General features: G+C 41.7%; 23 protein-coding genes. 16 read left to right on the top strand and 7 right to left on the bottom strand.

The window, feature by feature from the left end; all coding sequences use genetic code 11:
- The first annotated feature begins 27 nt into the window (after positions 1–27).
- The 3 genes from fabF (at position 28) to QYG89_RS09100 (ending at position 2,608) form a co-directional block, all read left to right on the top strand.
- Positions 28–1,272, top strand: coding sequence for a beta-ketoacyl-ACP synthase II (gene fabF / locus QYG89_RS09110; protein ID WP_404316681.1), 1,245 nt, complete (start codon positions 28–30; stop codon positions 1,270–1,272).
- Positions 1,273–1,551: 279 nt separating this feature from the next.
- Positions 1,552–1,758: a hypothetical protein gene (locus QYG89_RS09105; RefSeq protein WP_404316680.1), complete on the top strand. Its 207-nt coding sequence runs from the start codon at positions 1,552–1,554 to the stop codon at positions 1,756–1,758.
- Positions 1,759–1,843: 85 nt separating this feature from the next.
- Complete coding sequence (locus QYG89_RS09100) at positions 1,844–2,608, top strand: DUF3603 family protein (protein ID WP_404316679.1); 765 nt, start codon at positions 1,844–1,846, stop codon at positions 2,606–2,608.
- 268 nt (positions 2,609–2,876) lie between these two features.
- Here QYG89_RS09100 and trpS read toward each other — a convergent pair whose 3' ends face one another.
- Positions 2,877–3,866, bottom strand: coding sequence for a tryptophan--tRNA ligase (trpS, locus tag QYG89_RS09095; RefSeq protein ID WP_404316678.1), 990 nt, complete (start codon positions 3,864–3,866; stop codon positions 2,877–2,879).
- 54 nt (positions 3,867–3,920) lie between these two features.
- Positions 3,921–4,301, bottom strand: coding sequence for a DUF3899 domain-containing protein (locus QYG89_RS09090; RefSeq protein ID WP_404316677.1), 381 nt, complete (start codon positions 4,299–4,301; stop codon positions 3,921–3,923).
- A 167-nt stretch (positions 4,302–4,468) separates the two neighbouring features.
- On the opposite strand from QYG89_RS09090, the gene QYG89_RS09085 reads away from it, so the two are divergent.
- The 10 genes from QYG89_RS09085 to pepF all read left to right on the top strand — a co-directional run bounded on the left by QYG89_RS09085 (position 4,469) and on the right by pepF (position 17,080).
- Complete coding sequence (locus QYG89_RS09085) at positions 4,469–6,094, top strand: peptide ABC transporter substrate-binding protein (RefSeq protein ID WP_404316676.1); 1,626 nt, start codon at positions 4,469–4,471, stop codon at positions 6,092–6,094.
- A 140-nt stretch (positions 6,095–6,234) separates the two neighbouring features.
- Positions 6,235–7,167, top strand: a complete 933-nt coding sequence (gene opp3b, locus QYG89_RS09080) for an oligopeptide ABC transporter permease (protein WP_404316675.1) — start codon at positions 6,235–6,237, stop codon at positions 7,165–7,167.
- Positions 7,164–8,192 (top strand): oligopeptide ABC transporter permease, encoded by a 1,029-nt coding sequence (gene opp3C / locus QYG89_RS09075; RefSeq protein WP_404316674.1) that lies wholly within the window; start codon positions 7,164–7,166, stop codon positions 8,190–8,192. The genes opp3b and opp3C overlap by 4 nt, the downstream gene beginning before the upstream one ends.
- Before the next feature lie 24 nt (positions 8,193–8,216).
- Positions 8,217–9,284: an ABC transporter ATP-binding protein gene (locus QYG89_RS09070; RefSeq protein WP_404316673.1), complete on the top strand. Its 1,068-nt coding sequence runs from the start codon at positions 8,217–8,219 to the stop codon at positions 9,282–9,284.
- Position 9,285: 1 nt separating this feature from the next.
- Complete coding sequence (locus QYG89_RS09065) at positions 9,286–10,215, top strand: ABC transporter ATP-binding protein (RefSeq protein WP_404316672.1); 930 nt, start codon at positions 9,286–9,288, stop codon at positions 10,213–10,215.
- Between the two features lie 452 nt (positions 10,216–10,667).
- On the top strand, positions 10,668–11,063 hold the full coding sequence (spxA, locus tag QYG89_RS09060) for a transcriptional regulator SpxA (protein ID WP_049660716.1): 396 nt from the start codon (positions 10,668–10,670) through the stop codon (positions 11,061–11,063).
- Positions 11,064–11,392: 329 nt separating this feature from the next.
- Positions 11,393–12,055, top strand: a complete 663-nt coding sequence (gene mecA / locus QYG89_RS09055) for an adaptor protein MecA (RefSeq protein ID WP_404316671.1) — start codon at positions 11,393–11,395, stop codon at positions 12,053–12,055.
- Between the two features lie 156 nt (positions 12,056–12,211).
- The gene (gene cls / locus QYG89_RS09050; RefSeq protein ID WP_404316670.1) at positions 12,212–13,726 is read left to right on the top strand and encodes a cardiolipin synthase; all 1,515 of its coding nucleotides are present in this window, start codon (positions 12,212–12,214) and stop codon (positions 13,724–13,726) included.
- Between the two features lie 328 nt (positions 13,727–14,054).
- The gene (locus tag QYG89_RS09045; RefSeq protein ID WP_404316669.1) at positions 14,055–15,197 is read left to right on the top strand and encodes a competence protein CoiA; all 1,143 of its coding nucleotides are present in this window, start codon (positions 14,055–14,057) and stop codon (positions 15,195–15,197) included.
- A gap of 65 nt (positions 15,198–15,262) precedes the next feature.
- Complete coding sequence (gene pepF / locus QYG89_RS09040) at positions 15,263–17,080, top strand: oligoendopeptidase F (RefSeq protein ID WP_404316668.1); 1,818 nt, start codon at positions 15,263–15,265, stop codon at positions 17,078–17,080.
- A gap of 29 nt (positions 17,081–17,109) precedes the next feature.
- Here pepF and QYG89_RS09035 read toward each other — a convergent pair whose 3' ends face one another.
- The 5 genes from QYG89_RS09035 to QYG89_RS09015 form a co-directional block, all read right to left on the bottom strand.
- Positions 17,110–17,277: a hypothetical protein gene (locus tag QYG89_RS09035; protein ID WP_404316667.1), complete on the bottom strand. Its 168-nt coding sequence runs from the start codon at positions 17,275–17,277 to the stop codon at positions 17,110–17,112.
- Positions 17,278–17,543: 266 nt separating this feature from the next.
- Positions 17,544–18,371: a ClpXP adapter SpxH family protein gene (locus QYG89_RS09030; protein ID WP_404316775.1), complete on the bottom strand. Its 828-nt coding sequence runs from the start codon at positions 18,369–18,371 to the stop codon at positions 17,544–17,546.
- Between the two features lie 23 nt (positions 18,372–18,394).
- The gene (locus QYG89_RS09025; protein ID WP_404316666.1) at positions 18,395–18,793 is read right to left on the bottom strand and encodes a globin domain-containing protein; all 399 of its coding nucleotides are present in this window, start codon (positions 18,791–18,793) and stop codon (positions 18,395–18,397) included.
- 210 nt (positions 18,794–19,003) lie between these two features.
- Positions 19,004–19,636, bottom strand: a complete 633-nt coding sequence (locus tag QYG89_RS09020) for a lytic transglycosylase domain-containing protein (RefSeq protein WP_404316665.1) — start codon at positions 19,634–19,636, stop codon at positions 19,004–19,006.
- 10 nt (positions 19,637–19,646) lie between these two features.
- Positions 19,647–20,240, bottom strand: coding sequence for a CYTH domain-containing protein (locus tag QYG89_RS09015; RefSeq protein ID WP_404316664.1), 594 nt, complete (start codon positions 20,238–20,240; stop codon positions 19,647–19,649).
- Positions 20,241–20,465: 225 nt separating this feature from the next.
- Here QYG89_RS09015 and QYG89_RS09010 point away from each other — a divergent pair, with 225 nt between their 5' ends.
- The 3 genes from QYG89_RS09010 to QYG89_RS09000 are packed head-to-tail and all read left to right on the top strand — an operon-like array spanning position 20,466 to position 22,328.
- Positions 20,466–20,843 carry a UPF0738 family protein gene (locus tag QYG89_RS09010; RefSeq protein ID WP_404316663.1) on the top strand — a complete coding sequence of 126 codons (378 nt, stop codon included), beginning with the start codon at positions 20,466–20,468 and terminating at the stop codon, positions 20,841–20,843.
- A gap of 27 nt (positions 20,844–20,870) precedes the next feature.
- Positions 20,871–21,515 carry a GTP pyrophosphokinase gene (locus QYG89_RS09005; protein ID WP_404316662.1) on the top strand — a complete coding sequence of 215 codons (645 nt, stop codon included), beginning with the start codon at positions 20,871–20,873 and terminating at the stop codon, positions 21,513–21,515.
- An 18-nt stretch (positions 21,516–21,533) separates the two neighbouring features.
- Positions 21,534–22,328 carry an NAD kinase gene (locus tag QYG89_RS09000; protein ID WP_404316661.1) on the top strand — a complete coding sequence of 265 codons (795 nt, stop codon included), beginning with the start codon at positions 21,534–21,536 and terminating at the stop codon, positions 22,326–22,328.
- The last annotated feature ends 4 nt before the right edge of the window (positions 22,329–22,332 follow it).

The following is a 22,332-nucleotide window of genomic DNA, read 5'->3' as shown; positions in this document are numbered from 1 at the left end:
TCATATAGTAAATGAAGGAGTGAAAACATGGAAAAACGAAGAGTAGTCATTACCGGGCTTGGCATTGTTTCGCCTGTTGGAAATAACATTGCAGAAGCGTGGGCTAATATTTTAAGTGGAGTGAGCGGCATTAAGCCGTTAACAAGAGTAAACCCAGATGATTATCCAACAAAAGTGGCAGCTGAAATTACAGATTTTAATCCGGAAGATTTCATGGATAAAAGAGATGCCCGCAAGATGGACCGATTTACTCAATATGCAGTAGCAGCAGCAAAAATGGCTGTTCAAAACGCTGACTTAACGATCGATGAATCTAACGCCGACCGCATCGGGGTTTGGGTAGGTTCAGGGATTGGCGGCATGGAAACATTTGAAAGTCAATTTAAAACATTTCTTGACCGCGGCTACCGCCGTGTCAGCCCTTTCTTTGTGCCAATGATGATTCCAGATATGGCTGCTGGACAAGTGTCTATTTTCTTGGGAGCAAAAGGAGTAAACTCTTGTACAGTCACAGCGTGTGCAACAGGAACAAACTCCATTGGCGATGCCTTTAAAGTGATTCAGCGCGGTGATGCCGACGCGATGATTACTGGTGGATGCGAAGCGCCAATTACGCAAATGGCAGTGGCTGGTTTTTGTGCGAATACAGCTCTGTCTAAAAACCCTGATCCGAAAACAGCAAGCCGTCCATTCGATGCCAATCGTGACGGTTTCGTTATGGGAGAGGGAGCGGGAATTGTCGTTCTCGAAGAGCTGGAGCATGCGAAGAAACGCGGGGCCAACATTTACGCAGAAATTGTCGGCTACGGTTCTACAGGGGATGCCCACCATATTACTGCGCCAGCCCCAGACGGAGAAGGCGGTGTGAGAGCGATGAAAATCGCGCTTGAGGATGGCGGCATTCATCCTGAAGAGGTAGATTACATTAACGCCCATGGAACGAGTACGCCATACAACGATGAATTTGAAACGACTGCCATTAAAACGGTATTCGGTGAACATGCTTACCAACTTGCAGTCAGCTCAACAAAATCGATGACGGGTCACCTGCTCGGTGCAGCTGGAGGAGTAGAAGCGATTTTCACTGCTTTGGCAATCAAAAATAATATGCTTCCTCCAACAATTAACTACGAAACACCAGATCCAGAATGTGATTTGGACTACGTACCAAACATATCACGGAAAAAAGAAGTAAACGTCGCTCTCAGCAACTCTCTCGGCTTCGGCGGCCACAATGCGACGATTGCTTTGCGCAAATATAAACCTGAATAAGTAGAGAATACCAACAAAGAGGATGCTTGGGCATCCTCTTTGTTGTGCTGTGATTGATGATATATACATAGTGAATCAGGATAAGCATGGAGCGAATCATGGTTTCTCTTTCTTTATTCATGATATCTTTTTATTTACTCATGCCCGCCCTTTTCTCCCCATTCAAAAATAATCAGATAATAGTGTAACATTCCCATTTTTAGCATCTTTTTTATATGAAGGCATACATATATAGGACAAGCTGCTGCAGCTTAATTAATTTTATAAAGGAAGAAGAAAATGGCCATACGCCTAGTTATCTTTTTAACTGGATTCGGCTTGTCTGTTCTTGGGGGAGTAAGCTGCATCATGTATTTAAATTTGCTGGCAGCCGGTCTGACGGTTCAGGGATATATTGACTTTATTTTAGAGCGGACAGAATGTTATTTGTTAGCCGCTGGTATTGTAATGATGACGGCCGCGATCTACTTTCCAACGAGAAGGTAAAGAAAAAATAAACGAATGAGGAATAAATTTACTTCGCTTTGCCCATACTTGAAGACAAATAGATGAAGAAGTGAGGAGGTTCATTATGTTATATCTTCATGATGTCTGGGTAAATTGGTTTGAAGGGGAGGAAAACGGATACAATGTGTGTCATTTTCACGAATGGCGCAAAGATGATGCTGTCGAACTTCTGGATCAGGTCCCGTTACTTTTAATAGAAGAGGATTTATTTTATTATATTGAAAATTATTTAGATGAATTACCGAAACAGCTTCTAGAAGATGTCCGCAAAAAAGCGTTCCTGCGAAGAAACCATGAACGCATTCAGCTTGAACATTGCTTCGTCGTTACAGACGGCAAAGGGATCCTTGCCGTTGACACAATGGGCTATACGATTCCTGTTAGAAAAAGCCGTCTCGTTCCTAGGCAGGAGCAGCTTGCGTTTGAAATGTTTGAAGTGCATCCGGTTACTGCCTATGAGTTGGAAGCAAAACCAACAGAAAAGGAGTATCATATTCTATCGCTTGCTCCTGAAAGTGTAAGAGGATTAACGAGAAAGGAAAGACAGTTGAAACAGCTGCTTTTCATGGCTCTTGATCAGTTGTTTTCTTCAAAAAATTCAGCTGAGATTCGCTATTGGTACACAGAATGGATGCCAGAGAAATATGTGGAAATCCAAAACATGGACGTTGAAGAAATTAAACAGGTCTTTCTTGGAGAAACAATGGAGGGCTGGACGAGCCGTCATGACCGGCTTTGTGAAAATATCATAAAAGGACAGCCGTTTTTTGAAAAGCTGTGGGAAGTAGAGTATACCTCAAAAATGAATCAATTAAATGAAAAAAGCTGAACCAATGGGTTCAGCTTTTTTCATTTGGCTTTGTTAAATGTGCCTGTTGATTTCCGCTCCAATCTACAAAGGGGCAAAATCAACACTAGTCATTAACATAGTCTTTCATTTAATAGTGAGAAAGGCGCTTCTGCTTTTCGGATTGTCCAGCTCCAGCGCCTACCCCCTCGAGGTACAAGACAATCCTCCCAGAAAAGTAAAGAACCCTTTTCTATGAGGCTCGTCTTGTGCTTGTCGGGGGTGAGCAAGGCGCTTCCGCTTTTCTACATCACTTTCTTTTTCTTCCGAGTCCCATGGCGTTTTCCATTTTCTTTAGCGTTTTTCCGGCTGTTTGGTTTGCTTTTGCTGCACCTTCGTCGAGGATGCGGTCGAGTTCTTCTGATTCAACGAGCTCGTAGTAACGCTGTTGAATTGGCTCTAGATGACGGATGACGACTTCAGCAAGATCTGCTTTAAATTCGCCGTAGCCTTTCCCTTCGTAACGCTGTTCGATTTCTTCAATCGGCAGCTGCTCAAGGACAGAGTAAATGGAAAGAAGGTTAGATACTCCTGGTTTTAATTCTTTGTCAAACTTTACAATGCCATCTGAATCTGTCACTGCGCTTTTAATTTTCTTTTCGATTTGTTTTGGATCATCAAGTAAAGAAATAAAGGCTTTCGTATTTGGATCGGACTTGCTCATTTTCTTTGTTGGATCTTGTAAAGACATTACCCGGGCGCCTGCTTTGGGAATCCGGACTTCAGGAATGGTGAAGATGTCATTATATTTGCGGTTAAATCTTTCAGCCAGATCCCGCGTCAGTTCTAAATGCTGTTTTTGATCATCGCCCACTGGCACTAAATTAGCATTATAAAGCAGGATATCAGCAGCCATAAGAGGCGGGTATGTTAATAATCCAGCAGAAACGGCTTCTTTCCCGGCTGATTTGTCTTTAAATTGTGTCATTCGCTCAAGTTCACCAATATAGGCTACACATTGAAGCATCCATCCTGCCTGTGCGTGTGCAGGTACTTCTGATTGAATAAATAACGTGGCTTTTTCGGGATCGATCCCGACAGCTATGTATAAGGCAGCAAGGTTACGGATGTTTTGGCGCAGCTTCAGACGATCTTGTGGAACTGTAATAGCATGTTGATCAACAATACAAAAGAAGCAATTATAGTCATCTTGTAATTCAGTAAATTGTTTCAGCGCGCCTATGTAATTACCGAGTGTAATCGTACCGCTTGGCTGAATGCCAGAAAATATAGTTTGCATAAATAACCCCTCATTTCTTCATTAAAAAAATTATAAACAAATCCTAACTATCTTTCAAGATAGGGAAGCGAGTGCAAGGACAAAAGTAAGAAGGATGACGAACCCGCCGCCTGCTAAAAAAGGATACGTCCACTCGCATGTCATCTTCTTTCCATCTTCTTTATGAAAGTCTTTTCTATCTTTTAAAGTATCAAATTCAGCTATATACCTTTCTGCTTTTGTTGACTTATGAAAGGTTTTAAAGCTGGATCGCATTCCGTTAAAAAAGCCGCCTTCCCAAACGAATAAACATGCACCCGCTGTTGTACAAAAAAGGGCGGTTAAAAAAGCATAATCTACAAAACAGTTCCAGAATGGAGAAGAAAACAAGGCAAATACAGCAGAAATAACGAAAATAGACCCGATCATCACGAAAGATCTCTGCAAAGTTTTCATAGATCGTCCTCCCGTCTTTTATCATAGCAAATCGAACAAGTATAGCAATATAAAGCAAGGATGCTCTACTTTCTAAATAAATGAAACTAGGGGAATAGAATAAACGCTGGAGGTAAAAAATGATAATAAATTAACGGCTTGTTTGCTTTGAAAAAGGGGGGATGGATATGAAGCAGAGAAAATACCCTCTCTTTCTCGCACTATTGCTCTCCTTAAGTATGTTGTTAGCTGCATGCAGCGAGGATAAAGAGAATGAAAAGAAAAATCATATTTTGAATGTTACGGAAACGCAGGACATTCCTTCGATGGATTCGGTGTTGGCCACGGATGCCGTATCTTTCAATGTATTAAACAACACAATGGAAGGGCTATACCGCTTAGGTGAAAGTGACAAAGTAGTAGAGGGAATAGCCAAAGGAGAACCGAGAGTAAGTGAAGATGGGAAAACGTGGACATTTGCACTTCGCGATGCTAAGTGGTCGAACGGTGATCCTGTGACCGCTCATGATTTTGTATTTGCTTGGAGAAAAGCATTGAATCCAAAGACAGCTGCTGAGTATGCGTATATCATGTATGATCTTCAACATGCTAAAGCAGTCAACGAGGGAAGAAAATCTCCAGAGGAACTTGGTGTGAAAGCACTAGATGACAAAACGCTGGAAGTGAAACTGGAACATGCAGTGCCATATTTCAAACAGCTTGTTACATTTGGCACGTTCCTGCCGCAAAATGAAAAGTTTGTAACAGAACAAGGAGAGAAATTTGGTTTAGAAGCGGATACGACTTTATACAACGGACCATTTACATTGGCTCAATGGAAACATGAAGATAAATTTAATATGGAGAAAAATCCCCAATATTGGGATGCCGATACGGTGAAGCTTGAGCAGATCCATACAAAAATTGTAAAAGATACACAAACAGATGTGAACTTGTTTGAAAGAGGCGTCGTCGATCAAATTAAACTTTCATCTGAATTTGTAGACAAATATAAAGGAGAGAAAGGATTCTTCACCATGAAAGAATCATCCATTTTCTTCTTGCGCTTCAATCAAACAAAGAATGACTTGTTAAAAAACGCAGATGCCCGCAAAGCGATTGCCATGGCTATTAATAAAAAAGGAATGGCGGATGTCCTTTTGAATAACGGCTCTGTGGCTGCTAATTATTTTGTCCCTAAAGAATTAGGAATAGGACCGAATGGAAAAGATTTTCGAGAAACAAGTGGCGAATTTTTAACAACAAATATAAAAGAAGCGAAAAAACATTGGAAAGCAGCAAAAAAAGCACTTGGACGCGATACCTTTACACTGGAGTTACTAAATTATGATGATGATTCAGCTAAAAAATCTGGTGAATTTATTAAATGGGAGCTCGAAAAAAAACTTCCAGGCTTAATGGTCAACATTAAACAGCAGCCATTTAAACAAAAGCTCGATTTAGAAAAGAAAATGGATTACGACATGTCTCTCAGCGGCTGGGGAGCCGATTATTTAGATCCAATGACATATTTGGATGTGTTCGTAACAGACGGTGCTCATAATCAGCAAGGGTTTTCCAATGCAAAATACGATCAATTGATTCAGGAGGCAAAAACGACTTTGCTCCTTCAACCAGAAAAACGCTGGAGAGCGATGATGAAAGCAGAAAAAATCCTATTAGAAGACGAGGCAGCCATTGCTCCTCTTTATCAACGGTCACGTGCTTTTTTGAAGAATTCTAAATTAGAAGGGGTACTGTTCCATAAAGTAGGGGCAGATCAATCTTATAAGTGGGCTGAATTTAAGGAGTGAGAGGTAAGTACCCTCATTTTCTTTGTTGAATGCTATGTGAATGACTAGTGTTGATGCTGCCCCTTTGTTGATAAGAGCGGAAATCAACAGGGGAGTTTAACAGAGCCTTGTTGAAATGAGACGAGTAAAGGAGTGCTATGATGGCCAGGTTTGTTTTGGAACGGTTTGTTTATATGCTGCTTACTTTGTTGATTATTGCCACGATGACTTTCTTTTTAATGAAACTGCTTCCGGGCTCCCCGCTGGCTAATCAAGAAAAGTTAAGTCCGAAACAACAAGAGATCATCCTTGATAAATACGGATTAAATGATCCTCTGCCTGTGCAATACGTGAACTACATGGCTAATTTGTTCAAAGGGGATTTGGGCGTATCGTTTCAATATGATAACCGGCCAGTGACGACGCTGATCAGTGAACGTATTGGGCCCTCTGCCTATTTAGGCTTTCAAGCTATTGTATTTGGAGCAGGTATTGGAATGATATTAGGCACAGCAGCCGCATTAAAACAAAACAGTCTCATTGACTATACAGCGACGACGATTGCTGTTCTTGGCATATCGATACCATCTTTCGTTTTTGCGGGCTTGCTGCAGTACTACTTGGCTGTGAAATATCCGCTATTCCCCGTAGCTGCCTGGGAAGGATTTGAATACACTATTCTTCCGACGATCACTTTATCAGTATTCGTAATAGCCACAGTCGCGAGGTATATGAGAGCCGAGCTTTTAGAAGTATTAAGTGCAGATTACATTATGCTCGCCCGGGCAAAAGGAATCAGTTCTGCTGCCATCATGTTTAGGCACGCCTTGCGTAACGCGCTTATTCCGATTATTACATTGTTAGGTCCTTTAGCTGTAAATATTATGACTGGTTCGCTCGTCATCGAAAAAATTTTCAGTATTCCTGGAATCGGTGAGCAGTTTGTCCGCTCGATTATGACAAATGATTTTCCGGTTATTATGGGCATTACTCTTTTTTATAGTGTGTTGTTTATTTTCATCGTTTTTATTGTTGATATTCTTTACGGTGTGATTGATCCGCGTATTCGGTTAGGTGGAGGAAGGCATGAATGAATAAGGAAAGCCCAGATCAAAAACATCAGCTGTCAAGGGAGCTCTTTCAGCTGGCAGATGAACAGATGAAAGAGGACGAGAGGATTAGCAGACCGTACTTGAATGTTTGGCAGGAGACATGGCTGAGACTGAAGGCGAACAAGGGGGCGCTTGCTGGATTAACGTTAATCATCATTATTATCTTCATGGCTGTCTTTGGTCCATCGATGAGCCAATTTACGTATAAAGAGCAAAATATTTACCATGCAAAATTGCCGCCGAAAATTCCTGTATTAGAGAATATTGATTGGCTTCCATTCAATGGAGAAAATGAAGCCGGAATAGACCTTTATAAAGCAAAAGCTGTAAAGGAATATTACTGGTTTGGCACAGACGAGCTAGGGCGGGATTTATGGGCGAGAACGTGGTATGGCACACGTATATCTATTTATATTGGACTATTGGCCGCGGCGATTGATTTCTTAATTGGCATTGCTTATGGAGGAATTTCAGGATTTTACGGAGGTCATGTGGATAACATGATGCAGAGGGCGATCGAGGTTTTAATGGGGATTCCTCATTTAATTGTCGTCATTTTGTTTATTCTCGTCTTCGAGCCGGGGATTTTTTCGATCACGATGGCGATGGTGATTACTGGCTGGGTGAACATGGCAAGAATTGTCCGCGGACAATTTCTGAAATTAAAAGAGCAAGAGTTTGTCTTTGCCTCGCGTACGCTGGGCGCATCCAGCCGCCGTCTCATTTGGAAGCATCTCATGCCGAACGTGATCGGACCGGTGATTGTCACAACGATGTTTACGATTCCAAGTGCGATTTTCACAGAAGCTTTTTTAAGCTTTATTGGTCTCGGGATTCGTCCGCCGGAAGCCTCACTAGGCTCCTTAGTCAATGATGGATTTAAAGTGCTGCAAATTTACCCGCACATGTTAGTGATTCCATCCGTGATCATCAGTTTGCTGATTCTAAGCTTTAACCTGCTGGCTGATGGTCTGCGCGATGCATTTGATCCGAAAATGCGGACATAAAAAGATGGAAGGACGGACATTAGAATGAAAAAAGTATTGGATGTTCAAAATTTGCATGTCTCTTTTGAGACGCATATAGGGGAAGTCAAAGCGGTGCGAGGTATCAGTTTTCATTTAAATAAAGGAGAAACGCTGGCTATTGTAGGGGAATCAGGATCGGGAAAATCGGTTACAACGAAAGCATTAATGCGCCTCATCCCTCATCCTCCGGGGAGAATGAGAGAAGGAAAAATACTGTTTGAAGGAAGAGACTTAGTGCAACTTTCGGAAAAAGAAATGGAAACAGTGCGCGGAAAAGAAATCTCCATGATTTTTCAGGACCCAATGACATCCCTAAATCCAACAATGACGATTGGCAGGCAATTGATGGAGCCGCTGATGAAACATCAAAACATGAACAAAAAGACGGCAGAGAAACGGGCAATAGAATTGCTTGGACTCGTTGGAATGCCTAACCCAGAAGGGCGCATGAAGCAGTATCCCCATCAATTTTCAGGGGGGCAGCGCCAGCGGATTGTTATTTCGATAGCACTTGCCTGCCGTCCCAAAATTTTGATTGCAGATGAACCGACTACCGCCCTAGACGTCACCATTCAAGCCCAGATTTTAGAACTCATGAAGGATTTACAGAAAAATCTGGAAACGTCGATCATTTTTATTACACATGATCTTGGTGTTGTGGCGAACATTGCCGATAGAGTAGCCGTGATGTATGGAGGACAAATGGTGGAAATAGGTACAGTAGACGAGGTTTTTTATGATTCGCGCCATCCGTATACGTGGGGGCTGCTTTCTTCTATGCCGAGATTAAATGCCGATGAGCGGATGGAATTGCGCACCATTCCGGGAACACCGCCGGATTTATTACAACCGCCCAAGGGAGATGCCTTCGCTTTACGGAGTCAATATGCGCTGAACATTGACTTCCAACAAGAACCGCCGATTTATCAAGTGTCACCTACTCATTTTGTGAAATCTTGGCTGCTTCATCCAGATGCACCGGCGTTTAAGCCACCGGCAAATGTGCAGCAAAGTTTGCGGACAATGCCAAATAACTTCGACAAGCCGAGGTTATTCAAGGAGGCACACTGATGTGAATGAAAAACTGCTGGAAATTAAACATTTAAAACAATATTTTAACGAAGGCCGTCCGAATATAGTTAAGGCTGTCGACGACATATCCTTTGATATTTTCCGTGGGGAAACACTTGGACTTGTTGGTGAGTCGGGCTGTGGAAAGTCAACGATAGGCCGAACGATCATCCGCTTATACGAAGCGACGGGAGGTCAAGTGCTTTTTCAAGGGAAAGATGTACAAAGTAAGAAGTCAAAAGAAGAATTAACACAATTGAATCGTAAGATGCAAATGATTTTTCAGGACCCCTATGCTTCATTAAATCCGCGTATGAAAGCAGCAGATATTATTGCCGAGGGAATAGATATTCATGGTCTCGCCAAAACGAAGAAGGAACGGATGGATAAAGTGTACAACTTACTAGAAACGGTCGGTTTGAATCGCGGGCATGCGAACCGTTACCCGCATGAATTTTCTGGAGGACAGCGTCAGCGAATCGGAATTGCCCGGGCACTCGCTGTAGAACCTGAATTTATTATTGCGGATGAGCCCATTTCTGCCCTAGATGTGTCGATTCAAGCGCAAATCGTCAATTTGATGAGGAAACTGCAAAAAGAAAAGGGGCTGACATACTTATTCATCGCCCACGATTTGTCCATGGTGAAGTACATTAGTGACCGCATCGGTGTGATGTATTTCGGCAAGCTTGTAGAGCTGGCGCCTAGCAGCGATTTGTATCATCGTCCGCTCCATCCTTATACACAATCGCTGCTTTCTGCTATTCCCGTTCCTGATCCGGAGTATGAAAGAAGGAGGCAGCGAAAAAGATACGATCCAGCTGTCCACAACTATAAGGCTGGAGAGCAGGTAGAAATGAGAGAAGCAGCCCCCGGCCATTTTGTATACTGCTCTGAAAAAGAATGGAAGCAGTATAAAGCAAATGCTTAAACATCTCTAAAGATGAAGACTATGTTCATGATGATTGTTGATGCTTCTCTTTTGTTGGTTAGAGCGGAAATCAACAGGGGAGTTTAATAAAGCTAAAAGGGATAAAAAGAGAAAAATAAAATAGTTGTGTTTTGTTTAAACTATAGGGGCAGTGGGTAAACAGAAGAGGAGCACTTGTTTTAAAGGCGATGTTAAATAGCGCCATGGGTAAAATGAGCTGAGAATCAATATCGAGCTGTAATCAGTCTATTTTAAAAAATGTCAGCGCTGTGTGAAATTATTATAATTATTATTACAATGTAATGAAAACTGTATTCATGGGCCATTTGATCATGTATAATACATAGTGTAGCCAGGTGTTTGAAGAAGTTTGAATCGACTGCTTCACGAATGGATATTCCTCATGAAATAACAGGTATTATATTCTAAACTTTAAGGAGTGTGATTGAGGAATGGTTACTTTATATACTTCACCAAGTTGTACTTCCTGCCGTAAAGCGAAGGCTTGGTTAGAAGAACACGAAATTCCATACGTTGAAAGAAATATTTTTTCCGAGCCTTTGAGCATCGAAGAAATTAAAGAAATATTAAGAATGACAGAAGATGGTACGGATGAAATCATTTCTACGCGCTCAAAGATCTTCCAAAAGTTAAACGTAGATCTTGAGACGCTGCCGCTGCAAAATTTATTTGAACTCATTCAGTCAAATCCAGGGCTGCTTCGCCGTCCGATCATTCTGGATGAAAAACGTTTGCAGGTGGGCTATAACGAGGATGAAATTCGCCGCTTCTTGCCTAGAAAAGTCCGTACGTTCCAGCTTAAGGAAGCACAACGGCTTGTCAACTAAAGAAGAGAGACCTTCATACCAGAAGTATGGGGGTTTTTTATTTCTTTAACTATGATCATGGCTAGTGTTGATGTTATTGCTTTGTTGATTGAAGCGGAAATCAACAGGAGAGTTTGACAAAGCTATTTCTTAACGCTTGAACTTCTAATAACATTGGGATAGAATTTCAAGATATTAAATACATTTGGCAATCAATATATTTTCATTTACTGTACGTTTAGCATACAATAGTATTAGATAGAGGTATACCAACAGGCCATTCAGGGAAATGCCTAATAATAAGGGGAGCTCGTCCTTAAGGTACCCTTAGGTAGAAGGGAGAGGTAGTTATGGAAATCGAACGCATCAATGACAACACGGTTAAGTTTTACATTTCGTACTTGGATATAGAGGAAAGAGGCTTTGACCGCGAAGAAATCTGGTATAACCGGGAACGGAGCGAAGAACTTTTCTGGGACATGATGGAAGAGATACACGATGAGGAAGATTTTACAGTCGATGGGCCGCTATGGATTCAAGTACAGGCTTTGGATAAAGGTTTAGAAATATTAGTGACACAGGCAAACTTAACGAAAGACGGTCAACGCATCGAACTGCCGCTGCCTGAAGATAAGTACCAGGATTTCCCAGTAGATGACCGTTTGGAAGAGCTGCTGGATGAACAATTTCATGAGAATGAAGAAGAAAATGAAATGAAGGAACCGATATTAGACTTTGTACTTTCATTTAACGACTTTGAAGATTTAATCCAGTTAAGTAAACGGACAGATCTCGATGAATTGTCGACGCAATTATACTCCTACAATAATAGATATTATTTGTTCGTAGAATTTCCGGAAGACATGTTTGATGAGGAAGAAGTAGAAAATGCATTAAGCATTTTACTGGAATATGCGAATGAGTCGGGCAGCACGATTCACCGTCTTCAAGAGTATGGAAAATGCGTAATGGAAGATGACGTATTTCAAACTGTTCGTAAACATTTTAACTAATGAAAACAAAGGCTGTCCTAAAGCAAAGAGTCAGACACCTTCGTCTCCATAATTTTTATATGGGGATGTGAAGGAGGGGCTGGGCGCTTACGGAACAGCCTCTTTTTTATGTATCAAAGGAAACAGCAGCAGAAGCAGAGAGGCTGGAGAAGGGTAATGAAAAATACGGTAAAAGCAGCTGGGTTTATTTTGGTGATCATAGGGCTTTATATACTGTGGGCGGATCACTATATGGGCGGGCTGTTGAAATATATGAGTGTCGCGTTGACGCTTTCTGTGATCGTGATTAGTTTTTTAATCTTTTTTGAAAATCGCAACCCAACGCAAACCATTACGTGGCTTGTTGTATTAGGGGCTTTTCCATTGTTTGGGTTTGTTTTCTATTTAATGTTCGGAAGGAATTACCGAAAAGAACGGATGTTTAAGAAGAAGTATATTCTTGATAAAGAAACATATCAAAAGTATAAGATCACCCATACGAAAGACGATTTGAAACAGCATTTTCAAAAACATGGAGAACATAAAATCTACGCCTTGGCTGAGAGGCTTGGAAATGTCGGAATTTCTTTTCATACGGAAACAGAACTGCTGACGAATGGAAAAGAAACGTATGACTCCATTTTAAAAGAATTAAAAAAAGCAAGACATCATATTCATTTGGAGTATTATATTGTGCGTGCAGACGGCATCGGCAATGACATTAAAGACATCCTAATCGAAAAAGCAAGAGATGGAGTGAAAGTGCGTTTTTTATACGATGCGGTCGGCTCATGGAAACTGTCAAAGGCGTATATTCAAGAGCTTAGAGAAGCTGGAGTAGAAATAGTAGCGTTTGGTCCAGTGAAGATGCCCCTTATCAACAGTAAATTCAACTTCCGAAATCACCGAAAGATCATCGTGATTGATGGAAAGGTGGGATTCGTCGGCGGATTAAATATTGGTGACGAATATTTAGGGAAGGACGCTCATTTTGGATTTTGGCGTGATACCCATCTGTATGTGCGCGGAGAAGCTGTTCGTTCACTGCAGCTAATTTTCTTGCAGGATTGGTATTATATGACGAATGACAGTTTTATTACACCAGGCTACTTAACACCTGAGCCTGAGAAGAAAGTAAGAAGAACAGGCGGCGTTCAAATGATTGCAGGCGGTCCGGATAATGAGTGGAGTGTGATCAAAAATATTTTCTTTTCCATGATCACATCGGCACAGGAGTTTGTCTGGGTAGCCACCCCGTATTTCATTCCTGATGAGGATATTTTTTCTGCTTTGAAAATAGCTGCTTTAAGCGGAGTAGATGTTCGCTTGTTAGTGCCGAAGCATCCTGATAAGCGAATTGTCTTTCATGCGTCCCGATCTTATTTTCCAGAGCTTCTTGAAGCAGGAGTGCGTATTTTTGAGTATAAAGAAGGGTTTATGCACAGTAAATTTATCATTGTTGACGGTGAAATGGCTTCGATCGGAACATCGAACATGGATATGAGAAGTTTTCACTTGAACTTCGAAGTCAACGCCTTTTTATATCATACACATAGTATCGAATCACTAGTAAGAGAATATATTAACGACATCAATGCCTCTGAAGAAATTCATTTAGATGATTTTAATAGCCGCCATATCGGTTACCGTTTCATCGAATCCACATCCAGGCTTTTGTCGCCGTTATTGTAAAAGCAAAGGGCATTAGACTTTGCTTTTTGGTTGTGAATGAGGCTGTGTTAAACGTGCTTGTTGGTTACTGCTTTAGGTGCTCGTTTTTCGCGGGCGGTCTCTGTTACTTCTGCGGCGGCTCCTCTGGACATGCTCTTTCCGCAGGAGTTTCGTGCCTTCTGCTCCAATTAACCAAGGGGAAAAATCAAAAATGATTATGAATTAAAGAAGTCTGTTTATTAATGGCGGCAGGGCTGGAAAAAAGAGAACACCTTCGAGTTTATTGTTCCCTTGCAGGAATGAACAGGAGAATGGCGAATAGGAGTAAGTAAGGAAGGAGGAGTGTTCTATGCTTGTCGCTGTTGACCAATATGGACAGGCTGTTAGTTTGGCAAACCGGCCAAATGAACAGTTGATCCATGAGGTTCGATCTTCACGCCATTTTTGCCCTTCATGCAGACAGCCAGTGATTTTGAAAGCAGGGGCGATAAAGATTCCTCACTTTGCTCATGCATCTTCTCATGCATGTGAGGCGTTTTCTGAAGGAGAGTCCGAGCGCCACTTGAAAGGGAAAGCTGATATGCATAACTGGATCAGACGTACTCATGAAGTGGAGATGGAAGCCTATTTGCCAGAAATTTCGCAGCGTCCTGATTTGCTCGTTGACGGTAAAGTGGCTATGGAATATCAATGCTCTCATATGTCAGTTGATTTGTTTGTAAACAGAACGGAAGGTTATAAACAGAACGGTTTGTTTCCTTTCTGGATCTACGGTGGTCCGCCCATTAAAAAGCGGGCGCAGCTGTATCATTTTTCTGTGTTTCATCGCCTCTTTTTTCAATATTCTCCGCTGTTCGGCTTCTGGTTCCTATCGTATTGCCCCGATCGTGAATTATTTATTCTTTACTCTCAGCTTATTCCCGTTCAATCTTCACTTTACTTTGCTTCTGTGCAAATGATTCCGCTTCATTCTTTACCTTACCCGCCGTCGTTTGCGAAAACGTCTGGTTCCTTTCTTACCCTTTCTGACTGGTTCAGGCAAAAGCAGCATTGGCTGCAAAAGCAATTATATTTTAGGCAAGGGTTATATCATCCCTTTTTAAGCACAGTATATAAAACAGGACACAATCCATTTTTACTGCCGCCATGGGTCGGAGTGCCGATACGCTTCATGGCGCTCATCAAAAATCACCCGGTCGAATGGCAGTTTTATTTATGGAACGATTTACTCGTCCATAAGCCAAAAGCAGAATCAAAAGAAGCGGCTGCTGTTCTCCAGGAGCGGGTGAGGAAAGGGGACTTACAGTTGAATATGTTTCCGCTTTTCTCCTTTCCCACTCTGTTAGATCTGATAGAGGAGTATTTATTGCTCTTTCAATCGATAGGAGCTATGAATGAGAAAGAGAGTAAGACGACATTGGAACAGATGGAAAAAGAAAGAAGGTTTACAGAGGACTTTGAAGAATTAATCATGACTCGGCTTATTTTTTGAGTTTTTCCACATACAATAATATGATTGAGAAGAAGAGAAAAATATGGAAAACGGAGGGGTTAGAGATGACAAACGAACAAGCAGTAAAGCCATTGCCAGCGAGAGAAGAGGTACAACCAGAATTAACGTGGCGGCTTGAAGATATTTTTGAGAATGACAGTGTATGGGAAGAGGAATTTAAGCAAGTGAAACAACTGTCAGAACAAGCGAAAACGTATCAAGGAACGCTTGGGGAAAGCGCAGAACACCTCTTCCGCTTTTTCACTTATCAAGACGAGCTGCTCGAGCGCATGGGCAAACTGTATACATACTCCCACATGCGCTACGATCAAGACACGACTAACTCCCATTATCAAGGAATGGATGATCGTGCTAAAAACTTATACACTCAAATTGCGAGCGCCCTTTCTTATGCGACTCCAGAAATTTTAGCGATCGATGAAGCAAAGCTGAAGCAGTTCGTCGCTGAGTATGAGGGGCTGAAAATATATCGACAAGCGATTGAAGAAATTAATTTGCAGCGTCCGCACGTATTATCGGCAGCAGAAGAGAACCTGCTGGCCCAGGCTTCGGAAGTGACTTCTGCTTCTAGCAACACATTCGGTATGCTAAACAACGCAGATTTAGAGTTTCCTGTGATCAAAGATGAAAATGGTGAGGATGTACAAATTACACACGGCCGCTACATTCAATTTTTAGAATCGAGCGACCGCCGTGTAAGGGAAGAAGCATTTAAAGCAGTGTATAAAACGTATGGACAATTTAAAAATACATTTGCAAGCACACTTAGCAGCCAGGTAAAGAAAGATAATTTTTATGCGCGTGTGCGCCATTATAATAACGCGAGGGCAGCAGCGCTTGCCGGCAACAACATTCCGGAAGCGGTATACGACAATCTCGTTAGTACAGTGAACAAGCATTTGCCATTGCTTCACCGCTATGTTGAATTGCGTAAAAAAGTGCTCGGTGTGGATGAGCTTCATATGTATGACTTGTACACGCCGCTCGTGAAAGATATGAAAATGAAAGTAACTTATGATGAAGCAAAAGAGTACATGGTGAACGGTTTGGCACCTTTAGGAGAAGAATACATCCAGACGATGAAAAGTGGATTAGAAAACCGCTGGGTGGATGTTGTTGAAAATAAAGGCAAGCGCAGCGGAGCTTATTCTTCTGGTGCGTATGGGACAAATCCATACATTTTGATGAACTGGCAGGATAACGTAAACAACTTATTTACGCTTGCCCACGAATTCGGGCACAGCATGCACAGCTACTTTACTCGGACGTCCCAGCCTTACGTATACGGTGATTACTCGATCTTTGTCGCAGAAGTGGCTTCTACGTGCAACGAAGCGCTGCTAAATGACTATTTGCTTAAGAACTTAGATGATGAAAAGAAACGTCTGTACATTTTAAATCATTATCTTGAAGGTTTCCGAGGGACGGTATTCCGCCAAACGATGTTTGCTGAATTTGAACATAATATTCATATGAAAGCACAAAATGGGGAAGCGCTGACAGCAGAGGCGCTGACGAAAGAGTATTATGAATTGAATAAAAAATACTTTGGCGATGGAATGGTGATTGACGAAGAGATCGGTCTTGAATGGGCGCGTATTCCGCATTTTTATTACAATTACTATGTGTATCAATATGCGACAGGATTCAGTGCAGCTACTGCGCTCAGTGCACAGATTTTAGAAGAAGGGCAGCCAGCTGTAGACCGTTACATTAACGAATTCTTGAAAGCAGGAAGCTCTGACTATGCCATTGAAGTATTGAAAAAGGCCGGTGTCGATATGACAACAGCGGATCCAATTGAAGAAGCATGCAAAGTATTTGAACAAAAACTGAATGAAATGGAACAACTTTTAAAATAGGAAAATAGAGGATACCACGCGGGTATCCTCTATTTCAGTCTTTTTTGTCTGTTTACGACATATACCGGCAGAAATAAGACAAAAAATAAAAACGGTGCTGTCAAGTATATAGGATATAAGTTAAGTAAGCCGAGTACATTAAAGAAAAATGCAGCAGCCACGAGAGACAGATAAAGCCAGAAAACCATCCATTTCATTTGTTGACCTCCTGCAAATTCGTACCATTATATGTTAGTTTACGCTTACTATTCCATTGTTATGACAAATGTGTGAAAGGGCTTGTCTTTCCCTGTTTGCCCATGATAAGATAACAAACGTGAAGTTGATCACATACAAACATATACCCCTTTGTTTGACCGTGAAAAATTTCTCCCATCCCCTTTGTTCGTAAGAAAAGACCTTGTAGCTGATACAAGGTCTTTTCTTTTTGAAAAAAATGAATGATCCATTCCAACTGATCGTATTAATGAATGTATTCCCACATAGAACCAAACTTTACTGGAACTTTGCGAACTTTGCGTTGAAGGAGAAGTTTTTTCATTTTTATTTCGACTTCGCTTTCGGTCCAATTATAGATGATGCTGATTTCCTTCGTGCCAATAAAGCGAAATTGCTTTAGAAAATCTTCTAGTGAAGGAGGGGATTGAGGTTCAGGTAGTTCGTCAAGCATCTCTTCTATAATTTGTACGTAAATGTCGTAAGAATACAGACCGGTAATTTTGATTCCTTCTTCTTCAATATTCTCGTTAAAGAAAACGAGGGTTGGCGCTTCCTCTACTTCCATTTCTGCTGAAATCGTTAAATCGCATTGAAATGCTTTTGCCACGCTGGAAGAATGAATATCGTTTAAAAATTCTGTCTTGTCAAGCTTAGCTTCTTCCGCGCATTCTATTAAGACAGCAAGATCAGAAATGTTTTGTTCACCAATAAACAACAATTCCTGCACTTTTCGCAAAAAACGACTTCCCGCTCGACGACCCTGCAATTCTGCAGCTTTAATGGCAATGGACGTGAGGAAAGGGGAAGAGACAGGATTGTCGATCCAAAGAGTCTCGTTACATGACATACCAGTTCTGACTGCGGTTTCTTTCCAATGCTGGGCTCTGACTTCGCATGTATGCTTTTGAAGATTTAATGCTGCCAGTCTGCCGGTTAGTACTTGTTTCAATCGGAAATAGCGGCCATATTCAATATGCAGCTTTCGAATCAAAGGCTCCAGTGCCCAGCATTCCGGACAGAGTGGATCCACAAACATGTATATCTCCAACGGCTTTTGCGGAGAGGAATCCATCAGATTAGGAAGCAATGATTGTTTCAATAGTCTTCACCTAGTTCTTCCGATTGATTAACCATATGATTAGCAGTTAATTCAAGCCGGTGATAGAAGAAGTCACGAATATCACCGTGCAGTCCCACTTCATCCATTGCCTCTCGCATACAAGCGAGCCAAGCGGAGGCGCGTTTTGGAGTAATCGGAAAAGGCATATGGCGCGCCCGAAGCATCGGATGGCCATGTTCTTCGGTATATAGAGGAGGCCCGCCTAAATATTGTGTTAAAAATTGTTTTTGCTTACGGGCTGTTTCTGTCAAATCGTCAGGGAAAATTGGAAATAAGTCAGGATGTTGACCAACTTTTGAATAAAATATATTAACGAGCTTCGAAAGCTTTTCTTCACCGATGTATTCAAATGGTGCTATTGATTTTTCTCCCATACCAATAACTCCTTTTTTCCTTGTAGTTGTAGATTTATTTTATCAAGGGGATTGTTATAATACAAATAAAGTGCTTATGACTATTTTTTACAATTTTCGTGTAAAATGATGGAATAGGGAGGCTGTATCCGACACGTGAAAAAAGACCGAAGAAAAAGAAATCGGTCTTTTGTAGATGAGCCCTCATTAACATAGCCTTTAACTAAGTTATTAGGCGTAATAATTTGCAGTAATTTTCCGTACATAATTTTGTGTTTCTTTAAATGGGGGAATGCCGCCGTATTTTTTTACATTGCCTGGCCCTGCATTATATGCCGCCAGAGCGAGTTTGAGATTACCCTGAAATTGATCAAGCATTTGACGGAGGTATTTCGTACCGCCAAACACATTTTGTTCGGGATCATATACGTTAGATACCCCCAAGCCGCGGGCGGTAGCAGGCATTAGCTGCATAAGGCCTGCTGCTCCAGCATGGCTCCGTACATTTGGATTAAAGTTTGACTCTTGGCGGATTACTGCTTGAATTAATTTTTTCGGTACGTTGTATTTTTCTGCTGCTCTTGTAATGATGTCATCAAAATCTGTTTTGGCTGACGTGCTTACCGGTTGAAGGAGATCGGCTCCAGGTTTGGTCGGAAGAGCACTCGTTATATCTGTATCCGCTAAAGAGTCTTTAAGAGAGCTTCCATCGGCAAGGTCGAGTCCTTGCATTAACGCTTGCTGAAGGACAGCGCCAAACACCTGGCTGGGAGCCGGTGAGGTTGTTGAGGATGCACTAGGGTACGACGCCATACTTTGCATGACAGTTGTTTGAAACATCGTTTTAAATAGATCGCTGCTCATAGTAAACTCCTTATTGCTCACCAGCTGACTGGCGCAGTTTCTCATTGTAAAATCTTCTCACTTTATTATCGGCTTGATTGAGTGGAATTTGATAGCTTTTTAACAGATCCATAAAGATTTTTTCACCACTTATTCTCTCTGTTGCTTCGTATTCAATTTCATAATCTTCCCGATTTAAATAAAAGCTGTTGTCAAAGACGAGAAGCCCTTCTTTAAATTCTATTTCTGCTCTTTTCGTAGATAACGTACCAAAGTGTTTTAACTGAGTCATGTCGTCTATGAAGTGCTGAAGTCTTTCTTTCACTAATCCAATTGGAAAAGCACTACCCGCTAAAAGTGCTTCTGCTTCCGAACGAGAAATCATTTCGTTCGTTTCAAGAAGTCCGTCTGCTGCAGGCTCTTTTAATGTTAATTCAAATGTTCCGTCTTTCTCACGAATGCGCAGTGCACAGCCCCCTTGCTTTAAAAGAAAGGATTCCGAATCAAAGTAATGATTATGCTGAACGTGAAAATCTTCTGGCTGAATATGAAAGGCATCCGCGAGCCGCTCAAAATCGGCTTGACTTACCATATTTTTAAATTCAATTTCTAATTGCTGACTCATATTTTCCCTGCTTTCTTTAAATTAGTTACCTTTATGTATAGCTCTGTATTTGCGATGAACATATGTGTTAAAATATGAAATGGGTTTTTTACCGGTATTTAGCCGCTCCATCCGTCTTAAGATGAAGATTAGCGGACTGGATGGCTTGTCTTATGTTTGTCGCGGCTAAACAGGCGTTTCCGCTTTTAAATTTTAACATAGCGGGCACGGAAAGGGGAAAAGAGGATGAGAAAAACGATTCATTTTACAAAAGCATCATGGAATGAAAATGGAATGGAGCTTCATGCAGAAACATCCGTAAAGATGACGGGCATTCAAGCAGCTGGACAAATGATTGTCGATTCCGATGCAACGGCTTTTGTCTACTTAGCAGAAGAAAATAACGAATTTATGTACTTATACATACATGAAACAGTGTGGGGAGACCTCCAGAAAGCGTTGGAAGAGGAGGCTCGTCTTTTTGCAGCAGGTGAAGACGAGAACCTAGAACTCATCAGCTGGGCAGAAGAACTGGCTTATTTAGTCAGTAACATCGAAGGGAACAGCAACTATGGAGAAAAAATGGTAGAAAGAGTAGAGGCCGTTTTTTTTCGTGAACAATAATGCAGTAATGTCTGAGAGGGAAGAAAAGTGACAAATTGGGATGAGTTTTTAATACCTTATAAACAAGCAGTGGATGAGCTGAAAGTAAAGCTGAAGGGAATGCGGACACAGTTTCAACATGAGGACGAGCATTCGCCGATTGAATTTGTGACAGGCCGTGTCAAGCCGGTCGCAAGCATTCTTGATAAGGCAAAGGATAGAAACATTTCACTTGACCATCTTGAACATGAGATGCAAGATATCGCTGGTCTCCGCATGATGTGTCAGTTTGTCGATGATATTATAAAAGTGGTCACAAAGCTGCGCATGCGGAAGGACTTTAAAGTGATTGAAGAAAAAAATTACATTTCCCATAAAAAGCCGAGCGGTTACCGTTCCTATCATATGGTCATTGAGTATCCTGTGCAAACGATTAACGGTGAGAAAAAAATATTAGCAGAAATTCAAATTCGTACGTTGGCAATGAACTTTTGGGCAACTATTGAACATTCATTAAATTATAAATATGATGGACAGTTTCCAGAAGAAATTAAAACGAGGCTGCAGCGTGCCGCAGAGGCAGCGTTCCGGCTCGATGAGGAAATGTCGCTCATTCGTGAAGAAATTAAAGAGGCACAGGCCTTTTTTACGAAGAAAAAAGAACAGGCCAGCGATCACATAACGAAGGAATAGAAAGGAAGGTGGTTCGACATGAGATTTGCTGTAACGTCTAAAGGAGATGCGGACTCTAACGCATTAATGCATAAGATCCGTGCCTATTTACTGGACTTTAAGTTAACGTATGATGAAAATAAGCCGGATATTGTGATTTCAGTTGGAGGGGATGGCACGCTTTTATATGCTTTTCACCGCTACATTGAACGCCTTGACAAGACAGCTTTTGTTGGGGTTCATACGGGACATCTCGGTTTCTATGCGGATTGGGTACCGGATGAAATCGAAAAGCTCGTGATTGCTATTGCCCGTACTCCTTATCAGATCATCGAATATCCGCTGCTCGAAACTATTATCCGTTATCAGAACGGAGGCAAGGAAACGAGATATCTCGCGTTAAATGAGTCCACTGTTAAAGCGGCGGATGGAACTCTCGTTATGGATGTGGAAATCCGTGGAGATCATTTTGAACGGTTTCGCGGCGACGGCCTCTGTATATCTACACCATCGGGAAGTACGGCTTATAATAAAGCCTTAGGCGGCGCTATTTTGCATCCATCCATACGTGCGCTGCAGCTGGCGGAAATGGCATCTATTAACAACCGCGTGTTCCGGACGGTCGGCTCGCCATTAATTTTGCCAGCGCACCATACGTGTATGCTAAAACCAGTCAACAGATCTGATTTTCTCGTGACGATCGATCATTTGACGCTGCTTCATAAAGACGTAAAATCCATTCAATATCGGGTGGCTAGTGAAAAAATCCGCTTCGCACGTTTCCGCCCATTCCCATTTTGGACACGGGTGCACGATTCGTTTGTCAGCAGTTAACGCG

This window comes from Bacillus lumedeiriae (assembly GCF_044891285.1).
In the GTDB taxonomy this organism is placed as follows: domain Bacteria; phylum Bacillota; class Bacilli; order Bacillales; family Domibacillaceae; genus Pseudobacillus; species Pseudobacillus lumedeiriae.
The sequence above is the reverse complement of the archived record's forward strand: the minus strand, read 5'-3'. Positions and strand labels throughout refer to the sequence as shown.